This window comes from Selenomonas sp. CM52, from assembly GCF_000292955.1.
In the GTDB taxonomy this organism is placed as follows: domain Bacteria; phylum Bacillota; class Negativicutes; order Selenomonadales; family Selenomonadaceae; genus Selenomonas.
On the sequence record NZ_ALNM01000038.1, the window covers coordinates 1 to 11627 of the forward strand.

Consider the following 11627-nt stretch of genomic DNA (forward strand, 5'->3'; position numbering starts at 1 on the left):
AAGCCTCGGCGTGCTTGTGGCGGACAATGCTGCGCTCGCTGCTGGTGAGGAACGTGATGCCATCCTCGTCATGAGTTTCGGCACGACGTTCAAGGAGACGCGCGAGAAGACGATTGACGCCGTGGCGGAGGAGGTGCGGCGCATGCATCCCGCCGTCAAGGTCATGCTCGCCTTCACGTCGCACATTGTTATTGAGCGCGTGGAAAAGAACGAGGGCATCCGCTATCCAACGCCCGAAGAGGCGCTGCAGAAGCTCAAGGAAGAGGGCTGTACGCGCGTCGCTCTCGTCTCGCTCGACATCATCCCGGGCATCGAGTATGCCTACAAGCGGGAAGTCTTCGACGAATGCAAGCCGTGGTTTCGGCGCATGACGCTCGGTACGCCTCTTGTCTATTGGCAGGGGCAGGAGGAGAAGCGCGATGATGTCGCAGAGGTCATGGCGGCTGTTGCGAAGGAGTTGCCGGCGCGTGCAGAAGACGAAGCCGTGCTCCTCATGGCGCACGGCACGCCGCATCCGGCAAATGCCTACTACGCTGTCATGCAGGCTCGCTTGGAAAATCTCGGTGAAGAGCGCGTCTACATCTACACCGTCGAGGGACGGCCGAATCTGGACGATGTCGTGCCGAAGCTCAAGGAGGCGGGCATAAGGAAGGTCACGCTCGCCCCATTGATGCTCGTGGCAGGCGATCATGCGACGAACGATATGGCGGGCGACGAGCCGGATTCGCACAAATCGCTTTTGGAGCGCGAAGGCTTTTGCGTGCAGACGATTCTCAAGGGCATCGGAGAGAACGCCGCTGTGCGCAAAATCTTTGCGACACGGGCAGCCGAGGCGTATGAGGCGCTGAGAGGGAAAGACTGAGATTTTAAAAGAAAGGTGTCAAGGAAATGGGAATGTTTACGAGAAAGAAATTGACGATCGTTGTGCTGTTGGCATTCATGAGTGCGGGATTGGCTGGAACCGGTCAAGCGGCAGAAATGGAAAAAGCAGCCTCAGAAGAAACGGAGACTGCAGCCTCCGAAGAGGCAGTGGAGCATCAGATCGATGAGACCGTGGTAACGGCGGATCGACATAACCGTGGCTTTGCCGCGCGACGCGGCTCCGTCGGCATCCTCGGGCAGCAGGATACGATGAAGACGCCGTTTACGGTGACGAACATCACGGAGGAGACAGTGCGCTCCTTCAGCGACCCGTCGCAACCCTTGGACAGCATCTTGGCGCAGTCGCCGTCCATCCGCCAGTCGGGCAGCATTCTGCACAATGACTTCACGTTCCGCGGCTTCCGTGCCAACGGCACGAGCACTTACGTGAACGGCATTCCGGGAATATGGACGCAGTTCAATGCGCCGACGCATGTCATCTCGCGCGCCGATGTTGTGGCCGGTCCGAACAGCGGCCTTTCAGGTACGGGCACGCACTATGAATCGAATGCTGCGGGCGGTCTCGTAAATTTCGTGACAAAGCGTGCGGAAGAGAAGGATTTCAATCGCTTTACGGCCACATTCTCGGGAAAGGGCATGTTGGGCGGCTATCTCGATCTCAGCCATCGCTTTGGCAGGAATCGTGATTGGGGTGTGCGCGTCAATATCGAAAAGGTTGATGGAGAGACGGCGGTCGACAATCAGAAGGTCAAGTCATCAAGCATCTATGTGAATGTTGATCACCGCGACGAGCGCAGCAAGACGAACCTCTTCACGGGCTATCGCAGCAACGAGATTCTCGGGGGGCAGCGCTGGTTCAAACTAGGCGGAGCTGTTACGAAGCTGCCTGCCGTTCCCGATCATTCGCGTGACTATGCCTTCGATGGCATGGACAAGGCGTCATATGGCTGGGTGCTCGCGCTGAATCATGAGCAGAAGATGAACAAGGACTGGAAATGGTTTATGAATTTCGGCCTCCTGCACAATAAGCTCAACAAGAATGTCATGTACGAGTACAGCGCCTTGACAATCTTGAATGATAATGGAGATTTCAATATTCGTCAACAGAGTTCGGCGACGCCGCAGAAAGCTTATTACTGGCAGGCAGGCGTTCAAGGTGATGTAAAAGTCGGCGAGACGAAGAATCATCTGACACTCGCCGTCGATCGCGCATGGCGTCAGCGTCATGGGACGAAGAACTTTACCACATATAATCTTGGCACGGGAAACATCTACACGAGAATCTTCAACTATATAGATTCAGCACATCCCGAATACGAAACGTTCTTGTCCAACAAAACGCGCATCGCGGGCATTTCTTTCGTCGATTCGATTGATTACAAGAAGCTTAATGTGCTCTTGGGCATCCATCATCACTCTTCGCATGTTGATTCTTATAGTCAGACGACGGGACAGGTGTCGTCGAGTGCGAACGACAGCGCTTATTGCCCGACGTATGCCATCATGTATCATCCTGTGGAGAATTTCTCCATCTATGCGAGTCATGCCGAGAATTTCGACGTGGGGACGGTCGTAGCCAGCAAGTATAAGAACAAGGGCGAGATACTTCCTGCGGCGAAAACGAAGCAGAACGAGATCGGTTTCAAGTATGTCAACAAGGGCATCTTGACGGCGTTGAGCTTCTTCGACATCGAGCAGGCGAACAACATCGATGTGACTCGCGGCAGCGACATGTACCAGCTGCAGGATGGCAGGATTCGCCACAAGGGCGTGGAGCTTTCTGTGAGCGGCAACGTGGCGAAGAAATGGAATTTTGCTGCGGGACTGTCGTATCTCAACGCGAAGTACGATAAGACAAAAGGTGGGCAATACGACGGTGTCGTTGAGTCGGGACGCCCGTATTGGGCAGGCTCTCTCCTCGTGCGCTACAATGCGGATGAGAAGTTCGGCGCCTTCGGGCGCATGGTTTACACGGGAAGCGCACCGGTACTTTACGAGAAATTCTGGGCGCCTTCATACGCCGTGTTCGATCTCGGCATCGAATACAAGACGAAGATCGATAAGCTTCCGGCACGTTTCGCGCTCACCTGCTACAATCTTTTCGACAAGTCGTACTGGATGATTGCGCGCGGCGACAATCTCTACATGTCGACGCCCCGCACCTTGGCGCTGTCGATGAGCGTAGATTTTTAAGAAGCGTTGTTTCTAAAGATAAGAGCATAAGTGAGGGCGGGAGCTGCGAGGCTTCCGCCTTGATTATAGGAGGAAAGCATGAGGTGGAGGAAAAATGGCACATGGCTCTTGGCGCTTCTGTTGCTTGGGACGTTGCTTCTGGCAGGCTGTGCCAAGGCGGATGCACCGAAAGAGAAGAGACCGCGCGGAGAGGATGCCATCGTTCTGGCGGCGTATCGACACTTGGCTCCGGGAGAGCATGACGGCTACTATTGCAGCAAGATTCTGGAGGTATGGGAGCCGCTCGTGACAAACGATGAAGAGACGGGCAGACCTGCTCCTTGCCTTGCACAGAGCTGGGAGATGCTCGATGGAGGGCGCAGATGGTGCTTTCATCTGCGCCGCGGCGTGCGTTTCCACGATGGAACGGAATTCACGGCAGATGTCGTGCTCAAGAATATGGAGCGACTGGAAAAGGGCGTGAAGCCTTCGGGTTTCTACATGCTGAACATCCGCAATTTTTATCCTCATTTCGTACGGGCAGACAAACTCGATGATTATACGGTGGAATTTACCTTTTCCGAGCCGAATGTCAATCAACTATACAATATGATGAATTTCGGCAGTGCGATGTACGCGCCATCGTGCCTGGCTGAAGATGGAAACTTCTCGCGCGAGGCGATCGGCACAGGGCCGTTCAAAATTGCAGAAAACAAGCTGGGCGAGTATGTCATTCTTGTACGCAATGAAGATTACTATGGGGAAAAAGCCCGTGCGGAGAAAATCATCGTGCGCAATATACCGAGTGCCGACGTGCGTTTTTCTGCGTTAAAGACGGGTGAGATCGCGGGTGTGCTCGATTTGAAGGCGATGCCGCCGTCCTTGGCGGAAGAACTCAAGAAGGACGGGCGCTTCACGCTTTCAGTCAGCCGCTCTTCCCTAGTTCAGATGCTCCTCGTGAATGGCACGAAACCGCCATTTGACGACGTGAGGATGCGCCGGGCGCTGAGCCTCGCTCTGGATCGCAAAACATTGGTGAATGCACTTTTTCTGGGTTATGCCGTGCCGACGACGAATCTTCTGAGCAACGCCAGCCCCTTTTATCGTGAACTTCCTGTGCCATACGATCTGGCTGAGGCGAAGCGCCTGGCGGACGAGGTGCTGCAGGGGAAACGCTGCAGCGTGCGCTACCTGCTCAACGGCGCCGATCCAATGCAGAAGGGAGAAGCGGAACTCATCGCGTATTGGCTTTCTGAGATTGGTCTCGACGTGCATATCGTGCCCCTAGAATATTCGACGATGACGGCGGAACTCAGGCACGGCCGCTATGAGATCGCGCGTTCCCAGCAGGGTCTGCCGAATGGCGATCCGCAGTTCATATTCAATGCGTTTTTATTGCCCGATGGTGCGCGCAGCAAGGCAGCGTGTCTTGGCTATCGAAGCGAGGAGGTTGAATCGCTGATGGCGCAGCTCAAGACGCTGACCGATGAAGCCGAACGCGCGAGGATATTCCTGCGCCTGCAGGAAATTTCTGCAGAGGATCTGCCCGTCGTGCCGCTCTATTACGATGAGAACATCGTCGCTTATAATAAGGAGATTACGGGATACAAGGCTTTGGTCTATGGCATCACGTTATCAAAAGTGGAGAGGAAGTGAACGAATGGAATCTTTTGTTATGCGGCGCATATTGTCCGTGCTTCCCGTCTTGTTCGGCATCAGTCTTCTGACTTTCGGACTGAGCTTCCTCGCACCGGGCGATCCGGCTGAGCTTATGCTCGATCAGACGGGCACGTCGGCGGCATCGGCAGAGGAGATTGCGGCGATGCGCGAGAAAATGGGGCTTGACGAAGCGTGGTATGTGCAGTACGGAATGTGGCTGTCCCATATCGTGCAGGGTGATGCCGGCACGGCTTGGCACACGGGAAACAGTGTTTGGCAGGAAATCGAAAGGCGTTTGCCCGTGACGGTGACGCTCGCTTTTTGTGCGCTTGCATGGGCGGGCGCTGGCGGCGTTGCTCTCGGCATCCTCGTCGTGTTTTTCCATGGAAGCTTGCTGGGTCATGTGTTGTCTGCGTTGATCCATCTTTTGCTTTCGACGCCGAGTTTTTTGCTCGCCATCGCCTTAATCCTAATTGTTGGAGAAACGTGGGGAATTTTGCCGACGAGCGGCATAGAAAAGATCGAGGGATACATTTTACCGTCGATGGCGCTTTCCCTCGTGACTTTGGCGATGACGTCGCAGCTTCTTTCGAGCCGTCTGCACGAGGAACTCGGTGCGCTTTACTGCAAAGTGGCGGCGGCGCGCGGGCTTTCCTCTTGGCGCGTCCTCGTCACTTATGCGCTGCCCAATGCGCTTTTGCCCGTGCTCGCTCTTTTAGGAAATTATTTTGGGTCGGTGCTTGGCGGTTCTGTCATCGTCGAATCCGTTTTTGCTTTGCCGGGGATTGGTTCCTTGGCGATGGAAGCCATACGCTTTCGTGATTATCCGCTTCTGCAAGGCTATGTATTCTTGACGGGGACGATTTTTGTCTTTGTATCGCTGGGTGTCGATCTTCTGGCGTATTATCTTGATCCACGCACGCGGTTTGGGAGGTCGTCATGATGCGCCGACCTTCGCTTTTGACACTGATCGCGGCGCTCATCGTACTCTCGATCGTGCTTTCTGGTATCTTCGCTGCATGGCTCGCGCCGTACAATCCCTTTCAGCCCGATATGGCACATCGCATGGAATTGCCGAATGCCTTGCATTGGCTCGGAACGGACGCCTTGGGGCGCGATATGCTGAGCCGACTTCTCTTCGGCAGTCGCTATACGATTCTTCTTGCACTTTTGTCTACCGCAGTGGCGCTTTTGCTTGGGACATTGGCAGGACTCTTGGCGGGATATTATGGAGGTGTTGTCGATGCGTTCCTCACGGCAGCAGCAAATATCTTTCAAGGTATTCCCAGCGCCTGCTTCATGGTCGCTGTAGCGGGCTTTTGGGGGCCAGGCCTGGACGGTCTTCTGGCCGCTCTCGTCGTGACTTCTTGGGCGGGATTTTCCCGCATCGTTCGCTTGGAAGTCCTGCGGCTGCGGCAGATGGCTTTCGTGGAAGGTCTGCGCGTCTTGGGCTGCAGCGATGCGCGGATTCTCTTGCTGCATATCGTGCCGAACCTCTTCAGCAGTTTGCTCGTGCTCGCAGCGCTGCGCTTGGGACGAGGTATTCTGGCGATTGCGGGACTGAGTTTCCTTGGTCTCGGCGTGCAGCCGCCTGTTCCCGATTGGAGCGTGATGGTCAGCGATGCGATGCTCTACTATCGCAGTGCTCCACATCTCGTCTTGATTCCTGGTGCGTGCATCCTGCTCTTGGTCGCATCCATCAATATCTTGGCGAGCGAGCTGCGCAACCGATTGGATGTGCGTTGGGATGAGGTGAGAAGATGAAAAAAGAGGGAAAGGGATTCGAGGTGCAGGAACTCTCCGTGTCTTTTCACGTGCGCGGAGAAAGGGTTCCCGTGCTGCATGATATGAGTATTCATCTGACGCAAGGAGGTGTGACGGGCATCATCGGCGAGAGCGGCAGCGGCAAATCCGTATTCGGCGAGGCGCTCTTCGGACTGCTGCCGGAAAGTGCAGAGATTCGCGGCAAGGTGCAGTTCGATGGAAAAGACGTATTCGCATTGACACAGAGCGAAAAAACATCTTTGTGGGGCAATGTCTGGGGGCTGGTGCCGCAGCTGCCGCAAGAGGCGCTGTCGCCTTTGCGGACAATCGACGGACATCTGCGGGATGTGCGCTGCGGAGCGGGCATGAAGCCGCTTACGCAAGAGAAAGCGGCAGAACTTCTTCGTTCCTTTGAATTAGCAGAGCCGGAGCGCGTGCTCCGGTCGTATCCGCATGAACTTTCGGGCGGCATGCTGCAGCGCGTCCTCTGCGCTATGGCGGCGGCATGCTGTCCCGCATGGATTTTGGCAGATGAGCCGACGAAGGGACTCGATGAAGACGTGCGCGAGGCAGTTGGCAGAAGCCTCGCACGTATGGCGGAGCGGACGCGCTGCACGCTTCTCGTCATTACGCACGATATTGCTTTGGCACACAGTATATGCGATCGTCTTATTGTCATGTACGAGGGGGAGATCGTGGAACTTCTTCCTGTTGCGCCGGAATTTGCGGCACATCATCCGTATACGCAGGCGCTGTTGCGGGCTTTGCCGGAAAATGGCTTTGAAGCTCTGCCGCTACAGGCGGAAATATCGGATGATGCCGGCTCAGGTTGTCGATTCGCCCCGCGCTGTACGCATGCAGATGTTCGTTGTCGCAGGGAGCGGCCATCCCTTTATGCAGCGGGGGCGGGGAAGGTGAGGTGTTTTCTCTATGCTGGAAGCGTATAGGCTGACGAAGCATTATAAGGATCGGGCGAAGGGCGGGCGCTTCCGTATTCTGCACGAAGCTTCCTTGACGCTGCATGAAGGTGAGGCGGTCGGCCTCATGGGCAAGAGCGGCTCGGGCAAGAGTACGCTTGTGCGTCTGCTGCTTGGATTGGAGATTCCCGACGGCGGTGAGGTGCGATGGCGAGGGAAGGATGTTTTTTCTCTGGCACGAAATGAGCTGCGCGATTTTCGGCGCTCGGTGCAGTTTATATCGCAGACGCCGGGTACGTTCTTCGATCCGCGATGCACGTTGGAAAAGAGCTTGCGTGAGGCGCTGCAGGTTCAGGGTGTGGCGCCTCGCGCGATATGGAGGGAGTGTATAGCGGAGCAGCTGGCGCGCGTAGGCTTGAACGAAAAGCTCTTGCGGCGCTATCCGCACGAACTTTCCGGCGGGGAGATGCAGCGCTTTAGCATCAGCAGAGCGCTCTTGCTAAAACCGTCCCTTCTGATTCTCGATGAGCCGACTTCGATGCTTGATATTTCCGTGCAGGCGCAGATCTTGCATCTCTTACGCGATTTGCGAGAAAAACAGAGAATTGCCTGTCTGCTTGTTTCTCATGATGCGGCTGTGGTACAATGGTTCTGTCAGCGTTCGCTGCATTTGGAAAACGGTGTTTTGCATGAGTCATGAAAATGCGGCAAGGAGGTTTCGCCATGCTGTCTGCCTCTTTACCGGCGCTGTCGCGCCGCGGGTTTTTGAAAGTATCGCTGCGGACGCTGTTCTCGCTGGGAATCGGCAGTCTGTTCCCCGCGCGCTGGCGCAGGGCCTTTGCCGCTGAGGGGCTGGAAGCGTTCTTCGTGCGCCAGATCGTCACCGAGGACAGTCGAACCTCGCGCATGATTGCATGGGAGTCCACGGTGAGTGAGGCGCAGGCTGTCGTTGATCTGCGGCTTGTGGGTGCAGCAGGGTTTTCTTCTTTCGCGGTGAGCGAGAAACTTCTCGATGACGGCGGCGAGCGGCTGTTCTCTCACGAGGTGCTTCTGACAGGGCTTTCGCCGGGCGCTTCGTATGAGTACCGCCTGCGCACGGGCGATACATCGTCGCCTTGGTTTTCCCTGCGAACGGCGGGGGACGGCGCATTCAAGGCGCTGATCTTTCCCGATTCGCAGTGCTCGGACGGATATCGCACATGGAAGAAGGCGGCGGAAAGTGCGGCGGCGCAGCACCCGGACGCGGACTTCTTTATCATGATGGGTGATCTCGTCGACAATGGGGAGGCCGCCTACCAGTGGCGGCAGTGGTTCGAGGGGGCGGCGGGACTCATGAGCCGCCTGCCGTGCGCTCCGCTGATGGGCAATCATGAAGCGTATGATCTCGACTGGCAATGTCGCCTGCCCTTGGCTTGGCTCGGCTACTTTCCCGTGCCCGGCAACGGCAGTCTGCGCTTCTCGCATTGGTACTATTCCTTCGATTACGGGCCGTGCCACTTCGCCGCGCTCAACACGCAGTGGGAGGAAGTTGAGGCATTGCGTGCGGGACTCCTGGAGGAGCAGATGGCTTGGCTGCGCCGCGACATGGCGGCGAGCCGCAAGAAGTGGAAGATCGTCTTGATGCACAAGGACGTCATCGAGTACGACTACCCCGATTTGAGCGATCCCGTCACGGGTGACATCAGTGCGACGGGGCGTCTACTCATGCCGCTCTTCGATGAACTGCGTCCCGATGTCGTTTTGACGGCGCATCAGCATACGTATCGGCGGCTAGGGTCTATCGTGAATTTTGCGCCGAGCAAGGAAGGGCCTTTCTATATCGATACGGGAAACTGCGGCAACTGCTACTACGATGTGCCTGTGAATGCGCGTTTCGACAAGAAGGTGCTCGCCCAGCCTGAGCGCGGCAATTATATGACATTGGAGGCGTCGGCAGAGCGTCTGCACTTTTCGTGCTTTCTGCCCGACGGAAGCCTTGTCGATGAAGTGAGTTTGCGGAAGTGATGACAGGAAGAAGAGGAGATATGACGACGGAGAGTATGGCGGCAGAATGTTTTGCGCCTGAAGAAGTGCTCGCGCCGGAGGAGAAGATCTATTTTTTGCAGGAGGGCGGAAAGAAGACGCGTATAGGAATTCTCAAGGAGATGACGGCAGACCGTCTGATCGTCGAGATGCGCCTGACGGATGCCGAATATGCGCACGGCCCTGAGTCCGGCGCACGTTTTCACTGTGCCATGCCGAGCGAGAAGTGCACCTATCGCTTTTCTTCGGTGTTTTGCGCGAGCAGTCCCCTGCCCGATCATATCTGGTACATGGAACTTCCGGCGGAGGTCGAGCGCCAGCAGAAGCGCGATTTCGTGCGCGTGCCCGTGCCGCTTCCCATGCAGGTGACCTTGTCGAATCTCTACGGCGGCAAGAACAAGGCGAAGGACACGACGCTCGTCGACATCAGCGGCAACGGCGTTTCTTTCGTGTGGAAAGAGCCGCTGGAAGACGGCATGGAAATCGAGATCGCCATACCGGATCTGCCCGCCGTCGGCGAGCTGAAGACGACGGCCATCGTCATGCGCTCGCTCGACCGCACGGCGCTTGCGACGCCTGTTTATCACATCGGCGCACACTTCGCGGCATATCTTGACAAGAGGCAGCAGAACCAGCTCGTGCGATGTATCTTCCTGCTGCAGCGCAAGTATTTGGAACGCGGGCTTGGCATCTGAACATGGTACAAGACCGCGACGAAATACGCCCCCGAGAGCCGAGGATGGCTTTCGGGGGCGTATTTCGTGCCTGCGGTTTCGCGCAGGATGGCATTTGCTTCTTCAAGCGAGAAACGCTTTGAGAAGTCGCTCAAGCGATTCTTGGTCGGCGGCGCCCATCGTCTCACGCGCCGAGTGCATGGCGAGAATGGGCGCTCCGATGTCCATCGTGCGTACGGGGACGAAGGAGGAGGCGATGGCGCCGAGCGTCGAGCCGCCGCGGCTGTCGGCGCGGTTCACGAACCTCTGCCAGGGAATCTCATGCTCTTCGGCAAGCGCGCGCACGATGGCGGAGGCTTCGGCATCTCCCGCGTAGCTCTGTGACGCCGCCTGCTTGAGGACGACGCCTGCTGCGAGCGCGGGACGCACGACGGGATCGCTTTTCGCCGCGTGCGAAGGATGGACGGCGTGCGCAACGTCGACGGAGAGCAAAAAGCCGTCGGCGAGCGCACGGCAGACGGCGTCGCTTTCGCCCGAAAGCTCTTGATAGATGCGGCGCAGCACATCGCCGAGCACGGCGGAGCCGGCGCCCTGCTTCGTGCGGCTGCCGACCTCCTCGTTGTCGAAGAGCGCGATGAGGCGGATGCCCTGTGCGGGATGCGCTTCTTCGATGCCCTTGAGGCAGGCGAGCACGGAGGTGAGGTTGTCGAGCCTCGGCGAGGAGATGAATTCGTCGCGAAGTCCGAAGGTGCAGCCCGTCTCGCAAGGGTAAGCGCCGAGATCGTAGGAGAGGATGGCGTCCCGCTCTGTTTCGCAGGCTTCGGCGAGCCAGGCGAGGAAGAAGTCCTCTTCTGCGTCCCTACCGACGAGAGCGGCGAGTGGCAGCATGTCTTTTTGCGCGTTCAGCGCGCCGTCTTTGTTGACGTCACGATCCATGTGGATGGCGAGGCTCGGGATCGTCATGAGCGGCTTTTGAAAGTCGACGAGCCGCACCTCGGGATGAAAGGCGTCCTTGCCGCGCAGCACGATCTTGCCCGCGAGCGAAAGCGGCCGGTCGAGCCAGGTGCGCAGGATGAGTCCGCCGTACGTTTCGACGTTGAGCGTGCCGCAGCCGTCGCGTGTCATGCCTGCCTCGGGCTTCAGGCGAAAGCACGGGAAGTCCGTGTGCGCCGCCGCCATAAGAAGAGGCGTGCCGTGGCTCTTGAGCGGCTTCTCGCCGACGACGAAGGCGAGGAGCGTCGAGCCGTAGACGCGCAGGAAGTAGCGTCCGCCGGCGGCAAGACGCCACGAGTCCGCAGGCTTGAGTTCTTGAAAGCCCGCACGAAGAAGTCTCTTGGCGCTCTCCTCTACGACATGAAAAGGGGAGGTCGAGCACTGGATGAAACCGAGCAGTTCTTCTGCCGCTGCGGGTATGGCTGTATTTGTCATGAAAGATTCCTCCGTGTATGTCCTTAAAGCTTACGAATTCCCGGCAGGATGAGTGCCGCACTGACGATCAGCCCGATGAAGAGCGGATGGATGGCGCTTCCTGCGGCGG

10 protein-coding genes are annotated in these 11627 nt (G+C 57.3%); 9 read left to right on the forward strand and 1 reads right to left on the reverse strand.

Annotated features, from left to right (window positions below):
- The 9 genes from HMPREF1153_RS09565 to HMPREF1153_RS09605 all read left to right on the forward strand — a co-directional run.
- On the forward strand, positions 1-862 hold an 862-nt coding region (locus HMPREF1153_RS09565; protein ID WP_037370505.1), incomplete at its 5' end, for a sirohydrochlorin cobaltochelatase.
- A 26-nt stretch (positions 863-888) separates the two neighbouring features.
- A complete protein-coding gene (locus HMPREF1153_RS09570; RefSeq protein WP_232208273.1) occupies positions 889-3075 on the forward strand; it encodes a TonB-dependent receptor in 2187 nt (728 codons plus the stop codon).
- 78 nt (positions 3076-3153) lie between these two features.
- On the forward strand, positions 3154-4710 hold the full coding sequence (locus HMPREF1153_RS09575; RefSeq protein WP_009646758.1) for an ABC transporter substrate-binding protein: 1557 nt from the start codon (positions 3154-3156) through the stop codon (positions 4708-4710).
- A 4-nt stretch (positions 4711-4714) separates the two neighbouring features.
- Positions 4715-5656: an ABC transporter permease gene (locus HMPREF1153_RS09580; protein ID WP_009646760.1), complete on the forward strand. Its 942-nt coding sequence runs from the start codon at positions 4715-4717 to the stop codon at positions 5654-5656.
- Entirely contained in the window at positions 5653-6477 is an 825-nt protein-coding gene (locus HMPREF1153_RS09585) for an ABC transporter permease (protein ID WP_009646761.1), read from the forward strand. The genes HMPREF1153_RS09580 and HMPREF1153_RS09585 overlap by 4 nt, the downstream gene beginning before the upstream one ends.
- A complete protein-coding gene (locus HMPREF1153_RS09590) occupies positions 6474-7424 on the forward strand; it encodes an oligopeptide/dipeptide ABC transporter ATP-binding protein (RefSeq protein WP_009646765.1) in 951 nt (316 codons plus the stop codon). The genes HMPREF1153_RS09585 and HMPREF1153_RS09590 overlap by 4 nt, the downstream gene beginning before the upstream one ends.
- Complete coding sequence (locus HMPREF1153_RS09595) at positions 7408-8094, forward strand: ABC transporter ATP-binding protein (RefSeq protein WP_009646763.1); 687 nt, start codon at positions 7408-7410, stop codon at positions 8092-8094. Before HMPREF1153_RS09590 ends, HMPREF1153_RS09595 begins: the two co-directional genes overlap by 17 nt.
- Before the next feature lie 23 nt (positions 8095-8117).
- On the forward strand, positions 8118-9398 hold the full coding sequence (locus HMPREF1153_RS09600) for a purple acid phosphatase family protein (RefSeq protein WP_009646764.1): 1281 nt from the start codon (positions 8118-8120) through the stop codon (positions 9396-9398).
- 20 nt (positions 9399-9418) lie between these two features.
- Positions 9419-10111: a flagellar brake protein gene (locus HMPREF1153_RS09605; protein WP_037370511.1), complete on the forward strand. Its 693-nt coding sequence runs from the start codon at positions 9419-9421 to the stop codon at positions 10109-10111.
- A 102-nt stretch (positions 10112-10213) separates the two neighbouring features.
- Here HMPREF1153_RS09605 and HMPREF1153_RS09610 read toward each other — a convergent pair whose 3' ends face one another.
- A complete protein-coding gene (locus HMPREF1153_RS09610) occupies positions 10214-11518 on the reverse strand; it encodes a M18 family aminopeptidase (RefSeq protein ID WP_009646759.1) in 1305 nt (434 codons plus the stop codon).
- Between the last annotated feature and the right edge of the window lie 109 nt (positions 11519-11627).

Coding starts and splice junctions, on each gene's coding strand:
- HMPREF1153_RS09585 (WP_009646761.1), top strand. CDS start 5,653: ATGATGCGCCGACCTTCGCTTTTGACACTGATCGCGGCGCTCATCGTA.
- HMPREF1153_RS09595 (WP_009646763.1), top strand. CDS start 7,408: ATGCTGGAAGCGTATAGGCTGACGAAGCATTATAAGGATCGGGCGAAG.
- HMPREF1153_RS09605 (WP_037370511.1), top strand. CDS start 9,419: ATGACGACGGAGAGTATGGCGGCAGAATGTTTTGCGCCTGAAGAAGTG.
- HMPREF1153_RS09575 (WP_009646758.1), top strand. CDS start 3,154: ATGAGGTGGAGGAAAAATGGCACATGGCTCTTGGCGCTTCTGTTGCTT.
- HMPREF1153_RS09590 (WP_009646765.1), top strand. CDS start 6,474: ATGAAAAAAGAGGGAAAGGGATTCGAGGTGCAGGAACTCTCCGTGTCT.
- HMPREF1153_RS09570 (WP_232208273.1), top strand. CDS start 889: ATGGGAATGTTTACGAGAAAGAAATTGACGATCGTTGTGCTGTTGGCA.
- HMPREF1153_RS09580 (WP_009646760.1), top strand. CDS start 4,715: ATGGAATCTTTTGTTATGCGGCGCATATTGTCCGTGCTTCCCGTCTTG.
- HMPREF1153_RS09610 (WP_009646759.1), bottom strand. CDS start 11,518: ATGACAAATACAGCCATACCCGCAGCGGCAGAAGAACTGCTCGGTTTC.
- HMPREF1153_RS09600 (WP_009646764.1), top strand. CDS start 8,118: ATGCTGTCTGCCTCTTTACCGGCGCTGTCGCGCCGCGGGTTTTTGAAA.